At 66.4% G+C, this 18,596-nt stretch carries 14 protein-coding genes; 8 read left to right on the top strand and 6 right to left on the bottom strand.

All coding sequences use genetic code 11. The features are described 5' to 3' along the window. Positions 1-3 precede the first annotated feature (3 nt). Positions 4-1,176: an MFS transporter gene (locus ACOIX3_RS26940; protein WP_420965025.1), complete on the top strand. Its 1,173-nt coding sequence runs from the start codon at positions 4-6 to the stop codon at positions 1,174-1,176. Here ACOIX3_RS26940 and dgcA read toward each other — a convergent pair. Then, entirely contained in the window at positions 1,173-2,174 is a 1,002-nt protein-coding gene (gene dgcA, locus ACOIX3_RS26935) for an N-acetyl-D-Glu racemase DgcA (RefSeq protein ID WP_420965024.1), read from the bottom strand. The two genes, ACOIX3_RS26940 and dgcA, sit on opposite strands and share 4 nt — an antisense overlap. 135 nt (positions 2,175-2,309) lie before the next feature. On the opposite strand from dgcA, the gene ACOIX3_RS26930 reads away from it, so the two are divergent. The 3 genes from ACOIX3_RS26930 (at position 2,310) to ACOIX3_RS26920 (ending at position 5,213) form a co-directional block, all read left to right on the top strand. Then, positions 2,310-3,443 (top strand): MlaE family ABC transporter permease, encoded by a 1,134-nt coding sequence (locus tag ACOIX3_RS26930; protein ID WP_420965023.1) that lies wholly within the window; start codon positions 2,310-2,312, stop codon positions 3,441-3,443. Between the two features lie 2 nt (positions 3,444-3,445). Continuing rightward, a complete protein-coding gene (locus ACOIX3_RS26925; RefSeq protein WP_173637607.1) occupies positions 3,446-4,216 on the top strand; it encodes an ABC transporter ATP-binding protein in 771 nt (256 codons plus the stop codon). A 121-nt stretch (positions 4,217-4,337) separates the two neighbouring features. Then, on the top strand, positions 4,338-5,213 hold the full coding sequence (locus ACOIX3_RS26920; RefSeq protein ID WP_106328293.1) for an MlaD family protein: 876 nt from the start codon (positions 4,338-4,340) through the stop codon (positions 5,211-5,213). A gap of 39 nt (positions 5,214-5,252) precedes the next feature. On the opposite strand, the gene ACOIX3_RS26915 is transcribed toward ACOIX3_RS26920, so the two are convergent. After that, a complete protein-coding gene (locus ACOIX3_RS26915; RefSeq protein WP_420965022.1) occupies positions 5,253-5,615 on the bottom strand; it encodes a hypothetical protein in 363 nt (120 codons plus the stop codon). Positions 5,616-5,721: 106 nt separating this feature from the next. Continuing rightward, positions 5,722-11,655: a negative regulator of septation ring formation gene (locus ACOIX3_RS26910; protein ID WP_420965021.1), complete on the bottom strand. Its 5,934-nt coding sequence runs from the start codon at positions 11,653-11,655 to the stop codon at positions 5,722-5,724. Between the two features lie 379 nt (positions 11,656-12,034). Here ACOIX3_RS26910 and ACOIX3_RS26905 point away from each other — a divergent pair, with 379 nt between their 5' ends. Both ACOIX3_RS26905 and ACOIX3_RS26900 read left to right on the top strand, forming a co-directional pair. Then, complete coding sequence (locus ACOIX3_RS26905; protein WP_092115455.1) at positions 12,035-12,412, top strand: Hpt domain-containing protein; 378 nt, start codon at positions 12,035-12,037, stop codon at positions 12,410-12,412. A 162-nt stretch (positions 12,413-12,574) separates the two neighbouring features. Continuing rightward, positions 12,575-12,895: a 2Fe-2S iron-sulfur cluster-binding protein gene (locus tag ACOIX3_RS26900; protein WP_092115454.1), complete on the top strand. Its 321-nt coding sequence runs from the start codon at positions 12,575-12,577 to the stop codon at positions 12,893-12,895. Positions 12,896-13,000: 105 nt separating this feature from the next. Here the strand turns inward: ACOIX3_RS26900 and ACOIX3_RS26895 are convergent, their stop codons facing one another. Beyond that, on the bottom strand, positions 13,001-13,462 hold the full coding sequence (locus ACOIX3_RS26895; protein WP_420965020.1) for an acyl-CoA thioesterase: 462 nt from the start codon (positions 13,460-13,462) through the stop codon (positions 13,001-13,003). A 162-nt stretch (positions 13,463-13,624) separates the two neighbouring features. Here ACOIX3_RS26895 and ACOIX3_RS26890 point away from each other — a divergent pair, with 162 nt between their 5' ends. Further along, positions 13,625-14,653, top strand: coding sequence for an NAD(P)/FAD-dependent oxidoreductase (locus tag ACOIX3_RS26890; RefSeq protein ID WP_420965019.1), 1,029 nt, complete (start codon positions 13,625-13,627; stop codon positions 14,651-14,653). Between the two features lie 140 nt (positions 14,654-14,793). Further along, complete coding sequence (locus ACOIX3_RS26885) at positions 14,794-15,369, top strand: DUF2147 domain-containing protein (protein ID WP_420965018.1); 576 nt, start codon at positions 14,794-14,796, stop codon at positions 15,367-15,369. Positions 15,370-15,436: 67 nt separating this feature from the next. Here the strand turns inward: ACOIX3_RS26885 and ACOIX3_RS26880 are convergent, their stop codons facing one another. Together ACOIX3_RS26880 and ACOIX3_RS26875 are read right to left on the bottom strand one after the other, a co-directional pair. After that, the gene (locus ACOIX3_RS26880) at positions 15,437-17,395 is read right to left on the bottom strand and encodes a hypothetical protein (protein ID WP_420965017.1); all 1,959 of its coding nucleotides are present in this window, start codon (positions 17,393-17,395) and stop codon (positions 15,437-15,439) included. A 104-nt stretch (positions 17,396-17,499) separates the two neighbouring features. After that, complete coding sequence (locus ACOIX3_RS26875) at positions 17,500-18,576, bottom strand: lysylphosphatidylglycerol synthase transmembrane domain-containing protein (protein ID WP_229169985.1); 1,077 nt, start codon at positions 18,574-18,576, stop codon at positions 17,500-17,502. Positions 18,577-18,596 lie beyond the last annotated feature (20 nt).

Raw genomic sequence — 18,596 nt, 5'->3', positions numbered from 1 at the left:
TTGATGTCTTCCGAATCACAAATCCCCATCGCAGCCAAGGTCGCACCGCGGCGATTCGCGCGCAGCCTCGCGGCATTCTATGCCACGACGTTCGGGATGACCGGGGTCCACCTGCCGTTTTTCACGGTGTGGCTGAAGGCGATCGGGATCGATGCCACCTGGATCGGCCTCATCACCGCGGTGCCGCCGGTGACGCGCTTCACCGTGCTGCCGCTGGTCACCGCGGCTGCGGAGCGTCGCCAGATGCTGCGCGGTGCGATGATCGCCACGGGATTCGCCACCGCGCTCGGCTTTGCCGTGATCGGCACCCAGCACCAGCCGTGGGTGCTGCTCGCGGTCTATGCGCTGACCTGCTGCGTGTGGACGCCGATGGTGCCGCTCACCGATGCCTACGCGCTGCGCGGCGTCAGGCAATTTGGCCTGAGCTACGGACCGTTGCGGCTCTGGGGCTCGGCTGCCTTCGCGGTCTGCGCGCTGATCAGCGGGTTCCTGCTGCGCTATGTCGCCGAGGTCGATCTGATCTGGATCATCACCGCGGTGACCGTGCTCGGCGCGCTGGTCGGGCTGACACTGCGGCCGCTGGGCCGCCCGACGGCAACCGCCACGCCGACGGCCGGCGTGCCAAAACTGCTGCGCAATCCCACGTTCCTCGCCATCATCGTGTCCTCCGCGCTGATCCAGGGCAGCCACGGCGCCTATTACATCTTCGCATCGATTGCCTGGCAGCAGGCCGGCTTCAGCGGCCTGACCATCGCGGCCCTTTGGGTGCTCGGCGTGATCGCCGAGATCGTGCTGTTTGCGGCCTCGCCGCGCTTCACGCTGCCGTCGGCTGTGCTGGTGATGATCGCGGCCGCCAGCGCCGTGGCGCGCTGGGCGATCACCGCGCAGGACCCGCCGCTTGCGGTGCTGGCCGTGGTCCAGCTCGGACACGGGCTGAGCTTCGGCCTGACCCAGGTCGGCATCATGGGGCTGATGGTCCACCACGTGCCGGTGCATGTGATGGCGCGTGCACAGGGCTATCTGACTGCCTGCGGCGGCATTGTTGCCAGCACCACGGCGATCGTCAGCGGCATGGTCTATGCGCGCTTCGGGCTCGGCGTCTACGACATGATGGCGGTGATGGCGGCCGTGGGCGGGCTGGTGATGTGGTTGGCGCGCAAGCGGCTAACCCACTAGCCCCAGAGCGCGGCGTCGGGCGGATAGACCAGGCTGCCGTCGTAGCGTAGGCCGTTGTCGCGATCCCTGGCCAGCAGCAGCGGGCCGTCGAGATCGACGAAGCGCGCGGCTTGCGCGATCAGCATCGCCGGCGCCATCGCGAGCGAGGTCGCGACCATGCAGCCGATCATGACCTCGAAGCCGAGCGCGCGGGCGGCGTCCGCCATCGCCAGCGCTTCGGTCAGCCCGCCGGTCTTGTCGAGCTTGATGTTGACGGCGTCGTAGCGGCCGCGCAGGCCTTCGAGTGAGGCGCGGTCATGCACGCTTTCGTCGGCACAGACCGCAACCGGGCGCTCGATCCGCAGCAGCGCCTCGTCCTTGCCCGCCGGCAGCGGCTGCTCGATCAGCGTGACGCCGGCATCGGCGCAGGCCGCGAGATTGGCGGCGAGGTTGTCCTCGGTCCACGCTTCGTTGGCATCGACGATGAGTTCGGATGCCGGCGCCGCCTTGCGCACGGCGGCGATCCGCGCGATGTCGCCATCGCCGCCGAGCTTGATCTTGAGCAGCGCGCGATGCGCGGCCTTCGCGGTGGCCTCCGCCATCGCCTCTGATGTCCCGAGCGAGATCGTATAGGCCGTGGTGCGCGGTTCGGGCGCGGAGCGGCCGAGCAGGTTCCAGATCCGCCTGCCGGCGCGTTTGGCCTCGAGGTCCGCCAGCGCGCAATCCAGCGCATTGCGGGCCGCGCCGGCGGGCATGCCGGCCTGCAAGGCGACACGGTCCATGCCATTGGCGAGCGGCTCCTGCATCGCCTGGATCGCCCGCAGCGTCGCCTCGGGCGTTTCGCCGTAGCGTGGGTAGGGCATGCATTCGCCGCGGCCGGTGAGGCCGCCCTGGCTCACCTCGGCCACCACGACGACCGCCTCGGTCTTGGCGCCACGGCTGATCGTGAAGGTTCCGGCGATCGGCCAGCGCTCGATCCGCCCTGTCAGGGAAACCGCTCCGGGAGGGGTGGAAGTCATTTTAAAGTCTACTATTTCCTGAACCGTAGCTTGCGACGCGCAACCAACTATGGCTGGTTAGCGACAGATTCGACAAGCCGATCCGGCAAGCCGCCGGAGATCAAACGGCCAGCCGGCTTGAGGGGTAGGCAAAAGGTGAGCGGCGACCCGACACTGGAGCGGATAGCCCAAGGCGAAGGACTGGCGTTGTGCGCGGCGGGCAACTGGACGGCCCGCTTTGCTCCCGCGCTCGAGCGGATCGTCTCCGACGCCGAGAAACTGCGCGGCAGCCGTCCCCACATCTTCATCGACGTTTCGCAGGTCGCGAGCCTCGACACGTTCGGCGCGTGGCTGATCGAGCGGCTGCGCCGCAGCCTCAGCGATGCCAGCGCCGAAGCGGAGATCGCGGGCCTCTCAGCCAATTATTCCAGTCTGGTCGACGAGGTGCGCCGCGTCGGCCCTGCGCCCAAGGCCGCGAACGACCAGCTCTTGATAGTAGGCATGCTGGAGCAGATCGGGCGCACCGTGGCCGGGATCAGCGCCACCATCATCGGCCTGGTGGATATGCTCGGCGCGGTGCTGGCCGCGGCCGGCAAGGTGCTGATCCATCCGCGCAGCTTCCGCCTCACCTCGACGGTGCATCACCTCGAGCAGGTCTGCTTGCGCGCGGTGCCGATCGTGGTGCTGATCACCTTCCTGATCGGCTGCATCATCTCGCAGCAGGGCATCTTCCATTTCCGCAGGTTCGGCGCCGATATCTTCGTGGTCGACATGCTGGGCGTGCTGGTGTTGCGCGAGATCGGCGTGCTGCTGGTGGCGATCATGGTCGCGGGCCGCTCCGGCTCGGCCTATACCGCCGAGCTTGGCTCGATGAAGATGCGCGAGGAGATCGACGCGCTGCGCACCATGGGCTTCGATCCGATCGAGGTCTTGATCCTGCCGCGCATGCTGGCGCTGGTGCTGGCGCTGCCGATCCTGGCCTTCCTCGGCGCGATGGCCGCGCTCTATGGCGGCGGCCTGGTGGCCTGGCTCTATGGCGGCGTCGATCCGGAGGCCTTCCTGCTCCGCCTTCGTGATGCCATATCGATCGACCATTTCATCGTCGGCATGGTCAAGGCGCCCGTCATGGCCGCGGTGATCGGCATCGTCGCCTGCGTCGAGGGGCTTGCGGTGCAGGGCTCGGCGGAGTCGCTCGGTCAGCACACCACCGCGTCGGTGGTGAAAGGCATCTTCTTCGTGATCGTGATGGACGGCGTGTTCGCGATCTTCTTCGCCTCGATCGGGATGTGATCATGGCCGAGCAGGACATCGACGCCATCATCCGGGTCCGCGACATCACGGTCCAATTCGGCAACACGCGTGTGCTCGACGGCCTCGACCTCGACGTCAAGCGCGGCGAGATACTCGGCTTCGTCGGCCCGTCGGGTGCCGGCAAATCGGTGCTGACGCGCACCATCATCGGCCTGGTGCCGAAGGTCTCCGGCCGCATCGAAGTGTTCGGCGTCGATCTCGATGCCGCGAGCTCGGCGCAGCGCCGCGCCGTCGAGCGGCGCTGGGGCATCCTGTTCCAGCAGGGCGCGCTGTTCTCCTCGCTCACGGTGCGCCAGAACATCCAGTTTCCGGCGCGCGAATATCTTCGGGTCTCGCAGCGGCTGCTCGACGAGATCATGGTGGCGAAGCTGGTGATGGTCGGGCTGAAGCCCGAGGTCGCCGATCGCTATCCGTCGGAACTGTCCGGCGGCATGATCAAGCGCGTCGCGCTGGCGCGCGCACTCGCGCTCGATCCCGAGCTGGTGTTTCTCGACGAGCCGACGTCGGGCCTCGATCCGATCGGCGCCGGCGATTTCGACGAGCTGGTGCGCACCCTGCAGCGCACTTTGGGGCTGACCGTTTTCATGGTAACCCACGATCTCGACAGCCTTTACACCGCGTGCGACCGTATCGCGGTTTTAGGGAACGGTAAGATCATTGCTGCAGGATCGATCGCCGACATGAAGGCATCGCAGCATCCGTGGCTGCAGCAATATTTCAACGGCAAGCGCGCCCGTGCCGTTGTGGCCTAGCCCATGATCCCGAAACGAAAAGACCGGTTTTCGGACGAGATCATGCGCCAACAGGGAATTCGACGGGCTCGAACGCAGGCCGACTGCGCCAGCGCCCAAGAGTGATGAACGCGAGCAATTGATGGAAACGCGGGCGAACTACGTCTTGATCGGGGCTTTCACGCTGGCGGTAATCGCCGCGGCGTTCGGCTTCGTGCTGTGGTTCCAGAGCCTGCACACGACCAAGCAGCGGAGCCCTTTGCGGGTGATCTTCGAGGGGCCGGCGTCGGGCCTGCGCAACGGCGGCAACGTCAACTTCAACGGTATCAGGATAGGGGAAGTGGTCTCGGTCAAGCTCGACAACCCCAGGCGCGTCGTCGCGCTGGCGATGATCGAGAACAACGCACCGCTGCGCAAGGACACCCTGGTCGGCCTCGAATTCCAGGGCCTGACCGGCGTCGCCGCGATCTCGCTGAAGGGCGGCGAAGAGGCCGCCCCGCCGGTGCCGCTGGATGAGGACGGTATCCCGGTTCTGACCGCCGACCCGAACGCGCTGCAGGACGTCACCGAGGCGATCCGCGCCACCCTGCAGAACGTCAACCGCATCGTCGCCGACAATCAGCAGTCGGTGAAGAATTCGCTGAAGAATCTCGAGGTCTTCACCCAGGCCTTAGCGCGCAATTCCGAGAAGATCGACAACGTCATGCTCAAGGTCGACGGCGTGATGGGCAAGGCCGACAATCTGATGCTGGGCCTCAATGCGATCGCGGGCGGCAACAATGGCAGCGAGCTGAACCTGATGGTGAAGTCGATCCGCGAACTCGCCGACGATCTCGATAAGCGCTCCAATCTCCTGATCAACGATGGCCGCCGCACGCTGTCCGACATCAGCCGCGCCGTGAACAATTTCGACCGCAACCCGAGCCGGGTGATCTTCGGCGGCAGCAACAATGCCGCACCCGAGCCCGCGCCGGCTCCGGCCGCAGCACCGGCCGGGCCGCGGCGGCGGCAGCAATAGGCTACGCGCCCTCCGTTCGTCCCGACGATCGTCGCAGTCCTACTGGGGCGCTGCCTGAGATGGCTCGGCTGCTTCAGGCACGAAGCGGCGATAGCGGTCGTCCGGATAGGTCTGCTCCGAGCGGATCCTCAAGCTGCGAATATGGCGAGGATCGGATGCCGCATCGACGACGCCGTTAGCCGCCGGCCATTCGCGACCGGACGCATCGCGGACCTCACCGGCGGCCGGCCGGACGGGCGTCGTTCGAACGACAGGCGTGTCGGCTGCCGGCTTGTTCGGCTCCTGTATTTTGATGGTCCGGATTTTGGACGGCTGGATCGGGTCCGCCGTCGCAATCGCGGCCACCCCAATTGTCCCGAGCATCGTCAGCGCGACGATGGGCCGCCAGCATGCGAGCAACATCTGAACCCTCCCAGCTCGTTCTCCTGCAAAACTTAGTCTTGCGGCGGTCAAAAGCAAAACGGAGGCATCGCTGCCTCCGTTTCTTGTACTGCGACGGTTCGAACGCTTACCCCAGCCGTCCCGCGGCGTGCGCGAGCAGGGTGTAGACCAGTCCGGTCTCCGAGGTCAGGTGGCTGCTCAGCTCCTGCTGGCCGCGACCTTCGCGGGCGACTTCGTCGAGCAGGCGCTCGAACTCCGCGATGTAGCGGTCGACCGTCTGCTTGAAGCCGCGGTCGGCGCGGTACTTGCGGGCCACTTCATCGAAGGCCTTCTGGCCGGCCGGCGTGTAGAGGCGCTTGGAGAACGCCTTGTTCTCGCCGCGCTGGTAGCGGTCCCACATCTCGGCCGCCAGCGTGCGGTCCATCAGCCGGCCGATGTCGAGCGACAGCGATTCCAGCGGATTGGCGGCCGGCTGCTGCTGCGGACGCGGGCGCTGCTGGGCGTCGCGGCCCTGCGGGGCAGGCGGCGGCGCGTCACTGCGGTTGAGCAGGTCGGACAGCCAGCCATCGCCGTTGTTGGGGCCGGCGGCCGGGCTGACCGACGGGGCCTCGGTGCGGCGCGAGGTCGCCATGCCGAGATCCGGCGGCGGCAGCGTCGAGGCGCTGTTGCCATTGTCGCGCACGCTGTCGCGCATCCGCACGTCGGCGCGGCCACCGGCGGCAGCCATCACCGGCTCCTCGTGGCGGACGCTGGCGCGGTTGGACGAGACCACGTCGAGCCCGCGGCCGTGATGGGCGACGATGCGGTTCAGCTCGGCCAAGGCCTCGATCTGGTCGACGATCACCTTGCGCATCTGCGCGGTGTTTTCGGCGGCCTCCTGCGGCATTTCCAGCACGCCGCGGCGCAGCTCGTTGCGGGTGGCCTCGAGCTCGCTGTGCATCTCGCTCGCCATCTGCTTCATCGCCGTGACCATCGCGGAGAACTTCTCCGTCGATTCCTTGAACATCGCGTCGGTCTCGGCGTTGCTCTGCTGGTAGAGGTCACTCATGGCGTCGACGGTCTGCTGACGCTCGTTCTCGGCGGCCATGCGCACCGCCTCGAACTGCTTGCTGATCGCAGCCGAACCGGCGCCTGCGGTCTCCGCCACCACGCGCGCGATGTCGCGGGCGCGTTCTTCGGCCGCGCCGAGCGATTCATCGAGCAGGCCGGTGAAGCGCGACAGCCGCTGGTCGAGATCGGTGGTGCGCAGGTCGATGGTGGTGACCAGCGATTCCAGCGCCGACTTGCGCTCGCTGACGGAGGCCGTCGTCGAGCGGTTGGCCTGTTCGACCACGGCAGCCGCCTCGATCAGCGCCTTGCCATGGGTCTCGAACTGGCTCGACAGCGCGCCGAGATCTTCCAGCGCCTTGCCGGTCTTGCTGTTGAACACCGTGAGCTGGTCTTCCAGCGTCTGGGTCGCCACGCCGTTGCGCGAGGTGACGTCGTTCATGGCGGACACGAAGTCGGCCACGCGGGTCACCAGCGCGCGCTCCAGCGAGTTGAGGTTGTCGTGGGCGCCGGTCAACACTTCCTGTAGCAGGATGTTGCCCTCGCGCAGCCGCTCGAACAGCGCCACCGTATCGGTGCGCAGGATCTTGCTGGTCTCCTGCATCTCCGTGACGGCCGAGATCGAGACCTGGCGCGACTGGTCGATCGCCGCGCGCGAGGCCTGCTCGAGCTCCTTGAGCGACTTCGCCACCGCGCCGGTCGCCTGATCGCCGGCCGAGGTGATGTTGCGCGCGACATCGCCGCCATGCGCCGCCATCGACTGCGAGAAGGCGAGGCCGCGGGTTTCGATCGCCTTCAGCGCGTCCGCGGTGGCGCGATCCATGTCGTTCGACAGCTGCGTGGTCTTGGCGGTCAGCGCCTCGACCAGCGAGCCGCGGCGGCCGTCGACCATCTGCGACAGCCGCTCGGTCTGCTGCTGCACATAGGTGACGATCTCGTCGGTCTTGCCGGTCATCGCCGAGCCGAATGCGCTGGACGCGGACAGCACCGAACGTTCGATGTCGGCGGAGGTCGTCTTGACCTTGGTCGAGACCTCGTTGGACATGGTGATCAGCGCGGCCTGTGCGTTCTGCGCAGAGGTCTGGATGTTGTCGGTGGTCTTGGCCGTGACCGAACCCAGCGCGCGCTCGATATCGGTCGAGAGCGTGCGGATCTGGGCGGCGGCATCGGCGGAGGTCGCCGCAAACGAGCTCTGGGCCTCGCGGGCGCTGCCCAGGATGGTCTGTGCAGTCTCCGCGCTGGTCGTGGTCAGCGAGCGCTCGATCTCGACCGAGATCGCGCGGATCTGGGTTGCGGCCTCGTTGGAGGTTGCCACGAACGAGTTCTGGGCATCGCGGGCGCTGCCGAGGATCGTCTGGGCGGTGTTGGTGCCGACCGAGGTCAGGGTGCGCTCGACATCGGCTGCCAGCGACTTGACGTGGTTGGCCGCATCCGTCGACGCGGTGACGAGGGTGTTCTGCGCCTCGCGCGCGCCGGCCGTCAGCACCTCGATGGTGCCTGAACCGGCCATCGACAGCGCGCGCTGGATATCGGCGGCAAGCGCCGACACCTTTGTCGCAGACTCGGTCGATGCGTTGACCAGCATGCTCTGGGCTTCACGCGCGCCTGATGTGATCGATTCCGCAGTGGCGGAGCCGGCCATCGACAGCGAGCGCTCCATGTCGGCCGCCAGCGTGCGGACCAGATCGGTGGCCTCGGTGGATGCGCCGGCCAGCGTGCTCTGGGCCTCGCGGGCCGAGGCGACGATGGCTTCCGCGGTGGCGGAGCCTGCCATCGACAGCGAGCGCTCGATATCGGCCGACAGGGTGCGGACCAGATTGGTGGCGTCGGTCGATGCACCGGCCAGCGTGTTCTGGGCCTCGCGGGCGGAGGCGACAACGGCTTCCGCGGTCGCGGTGCCGGCGGTCGAGAGCGAGTGCTGGATGTCGGCCGCGAGCGTGCGGGCGAGGTTGGTGGCTTCGGTCGAGGCGCCGGCCAGCGTGCTCTGGGCTTCGCGAGCGGAGGCGACGACGGCTTCCGCGGTGGCGGAACCGGCCATCGACAGCGAGCGCTCGACGTCGCTGGCGAGCGACTTGACCTGGCCGGTGACGTCGGCCGATGTCGCGATCAGCGTGGTCTGGGCCTCGCGGGCGCCGGTCATGATCGCTTCGGCAGCGGCAGAGCCGGACATCGACAGCGATTGCTCGACATCGGAAGCCAGCGACTTGACCTGGCTTGCGGCTTCGATCGAGGCGGAGACCAGCGTGGTCTGCGCGTCGCGGGCGCCCGACAACACCGAGGCCGCGGTGGCGCTACCGGCCGCCTGCAGCGTGCGCTCGACGTCCTCCGACAGCGCCTTGATCTGCGAGGCGACGTCGCCGGATGCGGCGACCAGCGAGACCTGGGCGTCGCGGGCACTGGTGAGGATCGAGTTGGCGGCGCTGGTGCCGACCGCGGTCAGCACGCCCTCGACCTCGGCCGAGCTCAGCTTGAGCTGGTTGCCGACATCCGCGGACACGGTGAGCAGCGCCTGCTGCGCGGTGCGCGCGCCGGTCTGGATGGTTTCGCTGGTGTTGACCACGAGGTTGGTCAGCGAGCGCTCGGCGTCCTCGACATGGGACTTGATACTCGACGACAGCAGCTCGGCGCGGGACATCATGTCCTCGCTCGCCTGGCGGCCGCTGCTCTCGATGCGGCCGGCGACGGCCTCGACGCGCGAGCCCAGCAGATCCTCGAACTGCGCGACGCGGGTGTCGATGTCACCTGCGATGACGCCGACACTGCTCTCGATGCCCTGCTGGATGTCGGCGAAGCGCGCCGAGATGGTGTCGGTCAGGTTCGAGCTATGGCCACTGATGGTCTCGACGAGGCGGGTGTTGTGACCGTTGATGGTATCGGCGAGGCGGGTGCTGTGGCCGTTGATGGTGTCGACCAGGCGGTTGCTGTGGCCGTCGATGGTCTCGGTGACGCCGTTGATGCGGTGGTCGACCGCTGCGATCGCCTGCACGGTGCCCTCGGTCAGGGTCGTGGTCAGCAGGCCGAGGCGCGAGTCGATCGAGTGGATCGCCTGGGTGGCGCCTTCGGTCAGCTGGGTCGCGAGCGTGCCGAGATGGCCGTCGATGGTGTCGGTGACCGACTTGGCGCGGCTCTCGAAGGTGACTTCGAGCGTCCGCATGCGGCCGTCGATCGCGTCATCCAGCGACTGCAGGCGGCCGTCGAACGAGCCGATCTTGGTGGCGAGCGATGAGTCGAACGACGACAGCTTGTCGGTCAGCGAGGCGTCGAGGTTGGTGACGCGGCTGCCGAGCGTGGTCTCGAACTGCAGCAGGCGCTGGTCGAGCGAAGCGGTGATCTCGCCGCTGTTGCTGGTGACGCGATTGTCGAAGGTGTCGACATAGGTCTTCAGGCTGTCGGCGATGTCCTGGGTCCGCTGGCCCATGCGCTCGACGATGTCGCCGCCGAACGTCTTCACGGTGCGGTCGAATTCCGAGATGTGGCGGGTGATCAGCGCACCGAGCGTGCCGGAGTCGCGGGCGAATTTCTCGGCGAGCTCGCTGCCGTGGTTCTTCACCAGGTCGTCGAACGCGCTCATCTGCAGCGACAGCGAGTCGTGCGCGGTCTCGGTCTGGCCCACCACCTTGGCGACCAGCGAATTGACGGTAACGTCGAGCGCCTCGCTCGCCCTGTCGCCGGAGTTCATGATCTGGCCGGCGAGGCGGTTGCCGGCGTCGTCGATCTTGCTGACCAGGTCGTTGCTGCGCAGTTCGAGCTCGAGCAGCAGCGAGTCCGCGGAATTCTTCAGGGAGTCGTGGACCTCTTCGGTGCGGTCGGAGATGCCGTCGACGATCGCAGACGAACGCTGCTCGAACTCGCCGGTGATGCGGTCGATGCGCTCGTTCAGCATCTCGTGGACGCGGTCGGCCAGATCGACGAACTCGTCATGGACGTGGCCGGTCTTGAAGTTGAGGCTGGTGGTGAGCCGCTCGGAGGCGTCCATCACCGCGCGCGTGGTCTCGGCGCTGGCTTCCTCGAGGCGGTCGAGCAGGTCGCCGCCGCGCTCGCCGAGCGCGAGGATCATGTTGTCGCCGGCATGGCTCAGCGCGGTCGTGATGTGCTGGCCGCGCTCTTCCAGCGCGCCGGTGATGCTCTTGGCGACCTCGTCGACGCGCGAGGCAATGGCGTCCGAGATCAGCGCGATGTCGTGGCGCAGGTCGATCTGCACGCCGGAGATCGCGCTGCGCACCTGCTCGGCCTGGCCGACCAGATTGTCGCGCTGGTGGGCGATGTCCTGCAGCAGCGCGCGGATGCGCACTTCATTGTCGGAATAGGCGCGTTCCAGCGCCGCCACCTCGTTGGCAACCAGGGTCTCGAGTTCGCCGGCGCGCGCGATCGCGCGTTCGACGCCGTCGCCCATCGCCGCGACCTCGCGGCGGATCGCCTGGCCGACCGTCACCATGGAATCGGCGGCGGCGTTTTCCGGCTCGGAGAATCGCATTGCGACCTGCGCCATCGATTGCGCGATCATCTGCATGCGCTGACCATGCGAGGCGAGGCTGGCGAGATAGTAGAACAGCAGCACCGGAACGGCGAACAACGCGGCGAGGCCGGCGAGCACCAGGACGCCGGTGCCCTGAGCCATCGAAGCCTGCAGGGCCGGCCAGAACGCGATGGTGAGGATGACGCCGCCGAGCAGCCAGGCGCCGGAGCAGACAAAGAACAGCGTGAAGGCGTTGCGGGCGCGGCCTCCCTGCAGCGTCTGCAGCATCTGTCCGATGGTCTCGCGATCATCATTGGCGGCGCGGCGCGGCGCGCGCGGTTCCTCGATCGGCTCGAACACCGAACGATCGCTGCTCGAGCGGGACTCGAACGATGCGGCTGAAAAATCCGGAGCTGACGGCGGCAGGCTCGGCGGCGCGGCGCCGTCGTTGAGGGGGCTGCGGCTCTCCGCGCCTTGCTCGCTGATGTTGAGGGCTTCCTGGATGGCAGAAAGCGCGACTTCGGTGGGATCTTTGACCTTCTTGGGAGTGTTCGCCATGTTCAGTCTGAGCCCTCTCACTATTTTACGCGTCGGCGAGCCTGCGATCGTCCCCACGCAAGCTCGAAGCCGGTGCCCACAAGCGGAGCGCAAGCGCCCCCTCGGCGGCTTGTCCGCTACATCCGCAAACATCCTATTGGGAGAGCGATGCGAATGAAATGCTTGCGATTAATACTTTCTTAATCATCGTTAACAGCTTTGCGCCATAAGGCCTTATGGGTACTCGAAATTCCTGCCCCAGAGGGTCGATTGTGTCCGGAAATTGTCCAGAATCGGGCGGTTTTGCCGATCGTCCCGACAACAATTCGTTAACCAGTTTCGTGATTGGCTGGGCGAACGGTCCGCCGGTGAAGCCCGGCAGAGACGACAGGGACAGGCCATGCCGCTTCATCTCGAACGGGTTGAATGGACGCAATCGCCGCCGCTCGCGCCGGGCGACGGGCCGATCGACGTCGATCACCTCCGGCGGATGACGCTGGGCGACCCGGGGCTGGAACGGGAAGTGCTGGCGATGTTCTCGACCCAGTCGGCCCGGATCCTTGGCGAGCTGGCTGCCCTGCCGCCCGAGGCTCCGACCCACGCCCACACCCTGAAAGGATCGGCGCGGGCGATTGGCGCCTTCGGCGTCGCCGAGGCGGCCGCCAACCTGGAAACCGCGCTGACCGCCGGTTCCGACCCGGCCCAGCCGCTTGCCGCGCTCGGGGCCGCGATTGCCGAGGCGCGCACGGCGATCGAGCTGATTCTGGGCCGCTCCTAGGCTTTCGGCCCTCTCCACGGCCTGCGGCAACGAGTAGGGCGCCGTCCCTGGCCGGCCGGCAGCTTTTCGGTCTCCGTGCTAGCGCTGTACGGATCGACCCGTTATACGACTGCCGGGACCTTTCCAACCATCGTCCGGCGCATTCCGGCAGCACGAGCAATCATGGCCAAAATACACTTTATCGACCATTCCGGAGAGAAACGCTCCATTGATATCGAGAACGGCGCGACGGTGATGGAAGGTGCGATCCGCAACGCCATTCCCGGCATTGAAGCCGAATGCGGTGGCGCCTGCGCCTGTGCGACCTGCCATGTCTATGTCGATGACGCGTGGCGCGAGAAGGTCGGCGCGCCGTCGCCGATGGAAGAGGACATGCTGGATTTCGGCTTCGACGTGCGTCCGAATTCGCGGCTGTCCTGCCAGATCAAGGTGACCGACGATCTCGACGGACTGGTCGTGTCGACGCCGGAACGCCAGGCCTAGAGCCCTTCGTTCCGATTGAATCGGAACGGGGCTCTAGATTTTGTTCTGACGCGTTTTCTTCACGCGAACCGGTGTCCACTTCGCTCGAAAACGCTCTGTCGTCTCCTATTCGCCGTCCGGGTTCACACCGCGACGGACCCAGCGGCGGAAGTTCTCCTTGACCTCCGCCGGCAGCGGCGTCGGTCTGCGCGTGGCCTCATCGATCATCACGGTGACCGCCTTCGCCGACGCCACGCATCTCCCTTCCGAAAATACCACCTGATCGAAAGTGGTCGACGTCCGTCCGAACTTGACGAGACCGAGCCCGAGCTCGATCTGTCCCGGCCAGTGCAGCTCGGCGCGGAAATGGATGTCGAGCCGCACCATGATCCAGCCAAGCCCGGCCGGCATCAGCCCCATGCTGAGGTCCTTCACCAGCGTGACGCGGCCGCTCTCGAAATAGCTCGCATAGACGGCGTTGTTGACGTGCCCGTTCGGGTCGAGATCGGCAAAGCGCACATTGTCGGACAGGCGATAGGGAAAGTCTTCCAGGCGCGGTGCGTCGTCGGCGCGGACAGGGGCATTCACGAGGGGGATCTCCGTCGGTTTCCCGCCCATACAGCCGAGTTACGCAGGCTCGGCAAGGGGTTGCCGCGCCAGCCACTGTCCCTATTATGCATGTCCCGATCCGGCCCATTCGGCTGGACAGGCGAGAGCCGTCCAGTCGATCTCAACTGAAAAGAAGCGGACATGAGCGAAGCGATCAAGACCGATGTGCTGATAATTGGCGCGGGCCCCTGCGGACTGTTCGCCGTGTTCGAACTGGGTCTGCTCGACATGAAGGTGCATCTGGTCGACATCCTCGACAAGATCGGCGGGCAGTGCGCCGAGCTCTATCCGGAGAAGCCGATCTACGACATTCCCGGGATTCCCTTTGTCACCGGCCAGGGCCTGACCGAGCAGCTGCTGGAGCAGATCAAGCCGTTCGGCGCGACCTTCCACCTCAACGAGATGGTGGAGAGCATCGAGAAGATCGGCGATCCCCTGTTCCGCGTGAAGACCGATGCCGGCAAGGAGTTCGAGTGCAAGGTCGTCGTGATCTCCGCGGGCGGCGGTTCGTTCCAGCCGAAGCGTCCGCCGGTGCCGGGCATCGAGGCCTATGAGGGCACGTCGGTGTTCTATGCCGTGCGCAAGATGGAGCAGTTCCGCGACAAGAACATCCTGATCGTCGGCGGCGGCGACTCCGCGCTCGACTGGACGCTCAACCTGCATCCGATCGCCAAGCGCATCACGCTGCTGCATCGGCGCGACGATTTCCGCGCGGCGCCGCACAGCGTCGAGCAGATGCGCTCGCTGGTCGCCGACGGCAAGATGGATCTGAAGATCGGCCAGGTCACCGGGCTCGAGGGCGCCAACGGTCAACTCTCGGGCGCCGCGCTGAAGGGCAACGACAATGCGATGTCGACGATCACCTGCGATACGATGCTGCCGTTCTTCGGGCTTACCATGAAGCTCGGTCCGGTCGCGAACTGGGGCGTGGCGCTGGAGAACAATCTGGTGCCGGTCGACACCGCAGCGTTCGAGACCAACGTTTCAGGCATCTTCGCGATCGGCGACATCAACACCTATCCGGGCAAGCTGAAGCTCATTCTCTCCGGCTTCCATGAGGGCGCGCTGATGGCGCAGAAGGCGCACCGCTACGTGTATCCGGACAAGCGGCTGGTGTTCCAGTACACAACCTCGTCATCAAGTTTGCAGAAGAAGCTTGGCGTGAACTGATTCCACTTCAGCAGCGACCAATGCCGGGGCATGGGCCATGTCCCGTGTCTCTTGGCCCGTGCGGCGCGGGTACTGGAACACTCCGCGAAATGGCCGTAGTCTGCTCGTAATCGAGTTTGTCGATTGATCAGGTGATGATGATGCGGAACACGCTATCCAGACTTCGGCTGATCCTGGCGATCGCTACGGCCTTTGCGCTAGCTGCTCCGCTTGCAGCTTCCGCGGCCGAGCTATCGGCGGCCGGACTCTGGCAGAAGATCGAAGACGGCAAGCCCGAGGGCTGGTTCCTGGTGATCGAGCGCAACGGCCTGTTCGAAGGCATGATCGCAAAGATGTTCTCGGCGCCCGGCGATCCGCCCAATCCGGTCTGCTCGAAATGCACCGACGATCGCAAGGACATGCCGTGGCTTGGCATTCCCCTGATCCGCGACATGAAGCGCAACGGGCTCGCCTATGAAGGCGGCAACGTGCTCGATCCGCGCAACGGCAAGGTCTACAAGGCCAAGATGACGCTGAGCGCCGATGGACAGACGCTGACCATGCGCGGCTATCTCGGCATCTCGCTGTTCGGCAAGGACGAGGTCTGGACCCGGCTGCCGGACACGGCGCTGGCGCAGCTCGATCCCACAATCGTCGCCAAATATCTGCCGGCGCAAGCCGCAGCGATCAAGCCGCCGCCACCGCCGGCGCCTTTGCCCGCGACGAAGCGGCACTAGACACCTTCATTGGGTTCACGTTGGTTCGCGGCCGCACAACACGTGCGGCGTCGCGAGCGTGCAGCGTTCAGCGTTGCACCGGTGCGGTCGGCAATGGCGCGACCGGCTCGGAGATCACCTCAGGCACCGTGGTGTTCAACTGAAGCACGGTGGCGGCTGCGGGGACAGCAGCATCGGCCATCGCCGCATGACCTTCGGCGCTCGGATGCACCGCGCCGCCATACACCGCCGACAGGATGCCCCATGTCGCATCGTGGATGTCGGTCGGCTGCATCGAGGACGGCAGGCCCTGCGGGTAGGTCATCGCCGCGAAATAGCTGTCATTGGCGTCGCGGATCCAGCGCGCCCGCGGCAGATAGGCGCGGTATTCGCCGGCGCTGCGGCCGCATTTGAGCGGCTGGTTGGCCGCGGCGACGATGTCGGAGACGAAGCTGTCGCCGTTGGCGGCGAAGCAGTCGCGGTCGAACTCCGGATCGGTCGACGCGCGTGCGCAGAAGCCGTGGCTTGCAAACGCATCCTGATGCGCATCGACAAAGGTCATGCGGTCGGCCTGCGGATTGCGGCAGATGATGCCGGACTGGCACTGCGCGATGGCCTTGAGCTGCGGCAGGAACTCGTTCTGCACGAAGCCCGAGACCGCCGCGAGCCGCTTCGGATCGGCGTTGAACGAGGGATGGATCTCGAAGCCGGCGCGGCCGCCGGGGCAGGGCGCGCCGCCATTGGCCAGCGCCGGATTGGCGTAGGCCGTGTAGACCACGTGCGAGAGATCGCCGCCGACCAACGGCTTCAGCGCATCGCGCAGCTTGGCGAAGTCGGCCGGCAGGTCGCGCGCCAATGCCGAACGGGCATCGTCGACGCTGGCCATCGAGCCGCCCTGGCTGAACAGCGCGCGTTCGGTCGGCGTGTCGACGATCACGTTGGCGACGAGGCCGGAGAAGTAGATGTCGTTGGCGCCGACCGACAGCAGCACGAGATCGAGCGTGCGGTCCGGCTGCCGGCGCTTGGCGGCTGCGAGCGCCGTGCGCAGCTCCGCGATCTGGCCGTTGACGGTGCCCGAGCAGGTGTTGGCGGTCTTCGTCGGCAGACATTCCCGCGCCTGCTGCGAGCCGAGCAGGCCGTCGGCGATGGTGGCGCCGGTGCAGGCCAGCGGCAGATAGGTCACCGCGATGTGCGGATATTGCACGGCGAGCGCAAGCGCGGTGCGGGTCTGGTAGCTGTACAGCGAACGGTGACAGGCCGAGTTGAGCCACAGCGCGCTCTGGCGCTGCCAGTTGGTCAGGGTGTCGGGCGCTTCGCAAGCGCGGCCGCCTTTGAAGCCGGCGCGGCTCGGCCGGTAGTATTGCGCGCCGCCGAGATAGGAGCGGAAGCAGAACCCCTCGTCGGAAAGTGCGATCGCGCGATCGGGATTGCCTTCGCCGGATGCGATGCTGTCGCCGAGGCCGGCGATCAGCAAATCGCGCACCGCGATCTGGGTCGTCACGCGCTGATTGGCGTCCGAGCCGCTGGCGACATCGACGGTCGCGACCGTGGTGCGGCCGTAGCGGACCCGCAGATTGACCGGCTCGGCGCAATCGAATGTCGAGGATTGCGGCCCGTCGCCATCGTCGAACGACCAGGCGCAGGTCGCGCCGACCGGAACCGGACCCGCGAGCCGCACCACGATCGGATGATCGATCGGCGTCAGATAGCTTTCCTTGACGTTGTCGCGGGTGCAGGGCTCGCTGACGCGGCCCTGCAGGTCGATGCAGAGCCGGTTGACCGTGTTGCGCGCCCAGCCGCGGCCGTCGCTCTGCAGCTCCAGCGCCTGTTCCGAGGCCAGCACGCTGCGGCCGAGTCCGCTTTCGACCTGCAGGCGGAAGTCGCGTTCCTCGCGGAACAGCCGGAAGCGGTTGCGGACCTCCCAGGAGATCGAGAGCTGGGTATCCTGCGCGTCGGCGGCTGAAGCCAATACCGCCGCGAGCGCGCTGCCGAGCAGCACGCTGCAGACCGTGACGCGAAACGAAAATCGAACCAGAAAGCCAATCATGGCGCGGTTTGACGCGAGTGGTACGGCGAAAATAAGAGAAGCGGCTGCAGAGACCAACAATCCGGGATCGAAACACCGGGGCGAGAGGCCGATAACGTTCGCTGTTACCGTCTCAGCCGCCTGATCTGCTGCTGCCGGCTTTCGATCGGTTGCCGCACGGTCGCCGAAGCCGTGCAGGCTTGGCTGAGTCTTTTTCGTTCCTGCCAGGGCCGCACCACGTTGAGCCACAGCTCGCGCATGCCCATGATCGAGATCGAAATCCCGAACGGGATCAGGAAATAGAGGATACGGAACACGACCAGCGTCGCCAGCAATTGCTCCTTGCTGAACTCCGGCAGCGCCACCAGCATCGCAGCGTCGAACACGCCGATCGAGCCGGGGGCGTGGCTCGCGAAGCCGAGCAGCGTCGCCAGGATGAACACCACCGCCAGCGAGACGAAGTCGATATGCGGCTCGGTCGGCATCAAGAGATACATCGCAAGCGCGCAGAAGCCGAGATCGACCACGCCGATGATGATCTGCAGCAGCGTCAGCTTGGCCGAGGGCAGCACCACCTTCCAGCCGTTCTGGCCGAGCTCGCGGCGCTTCTCGCCGGTCAGGAGCCAGACAAAATAGGCGCCGATGCCGGCAAGGCAGCCGAGCGCGATCAGCCGGTTCATCGCCGGCGGCAGCAGGTCCATCGCCGACGCCGCCGCGGGGTGCCAGGCCATGCCGAAGCCGAGCACGAACAGATTGCCGAGCCAGAAGGTCAGGCCGGAGAGAAAGCAGATCTTGGCGACGTCGATCGCGGAGAGGCCGTAATCGGAATAGATCCGGAAGCGGATCGCGCCGCCGGTAAAGACGGTGGCGCCGATATTGTGGCCGATCGTGTAGCTGGTGAAGCTCGACAGCGCTGCGATGCGGTAGGGGACGTGGGTCTTGCCGATCGTGCGCAGCGCGAAGAAGTCATAGAAGGTCAGCGTGCAGAACGCCCCGACCACGCAGAGCGCCGCCAGCGCGATCCGGTGCGGCGCGATGTCGGTCAGCGCGGTGAGGATGATACCGGTGTCGACGCCCTTCAGGGTGTGGACCAGCGTCGTGACCGCGAACGCGATGATGAGCACGCTCGCAGCGATCCCGAGCCGTTTCCAGCCGATCTTTTCCTTGAAGCCACGCCCAAGCGTGGTCAGCAGCCGAAGCATTCATCCTCCCGGCAGGGACA

This window comes from Bradyrhizobium sp. B120 (assembly GCF_049075665.1).
Classification (GTDB): Bacteria; Pseudomonadota; Alphaproteobacteria; order Rhizobiales; family Xanthobacteraceae; genus Bradyrhizobium.
This window is presented reverse-complemented; position numbering and strand designations above follow the sequence as displayed.

What these genes read in the sequence shown, in the direction of transcription:
- ACOIX3_RS26885 (WP_420965018.1), top strand. Translation starts at nt 14,794, where the DNA reads ATGCGGAACACGCTATCCAGACTTCGGCTGATCCTGGCGATCGCTACG.
- ACOIX3_RS26920 (WP_106328293.1), top strand. Translation starts at nt 4,338, where the DNA reads ATGGAAACGCGGGCGAACTACGTCTTGATCGGGGCTTTCACGCTGGCG.
- ACOIX3_RS26890 (WP_420965019.1), top strand. Translation starts at nt 13,625, where the DNA reads ATGAGCGAAGCGATCAAGACCGATGTGCTGATAATTGGCGCGGGCCCC.
- ACOIX3_RS26875 (WP_229169985.1), bottom strand. Translation starts at nt 18,576, where the DNA reads ATGCTTCGGCTGCTGACCACGCTTGGGCGTGGCTTCAAGGAAAAGATC.
- ACOIX3_RS26900 (WP_092115454.1), top strand. Translation starts at nt 12,575, where the DNA reads ATGGCCAAAATACACTTTATCGACCATTCCGGAGAGAAACGCTCCATT.
- ACOIX3_RS26915 (WP_420965022.1), bottom strand. Translation starts at nt 5,615, where the DNA reads ATGTTGCTCGCATGCTGGCGGCCCATCGTCGCGCTGACGATGCTCGGG.
- ACOIX3_RS26940 (WP_420965025.1), top strand. Translation starts at nt 4, where the DNA reads ATGTCTTCCGAATCACAAATCCCCATCGCAGCCAAGGTCGCACCGCGG.
- ACOIX3_RS26880 (WP_420965017.1), bottom strand. Translation starts at nt 17,395, where the DNA reads ATGATTGGCTTTCTGGTTCGATTTTCGTTTCGCGTCACGGTCTGCAGC.
- ACOIX3_RS26910 (WP_420965021.1), bottom strand. Translation starts at nt 11,655, where the DNA reads ATGGCGAACACTCCCAAGAAGGTCAAAGATCCCACCGAAGTCGCGCTT.
- ACOIX3_RS26925 (WP_173637607.1), top strand. Translation starts at nt 3,446, where the DNA reads ATGGCCGAGCAGGACATCGACGCCATCATCCGGGTCCGCGACATCACG.
- dgcA (WP_420965024.1), bottom strand. Translation starts at nt 2,174, where the DNA reads ATGACTTCCACCCCTCCCGGAGCGGTTTCCCTGACAGGGCGGATCGAG.
- ACOIX3_RS26905 (WP_092115455.1), top strand. Translation starts at nt 12,035, where the DNA reads ATGCCGCTTCATCTCGAACGGGTTGAATGGACGCAATCGCCGCCGCTC.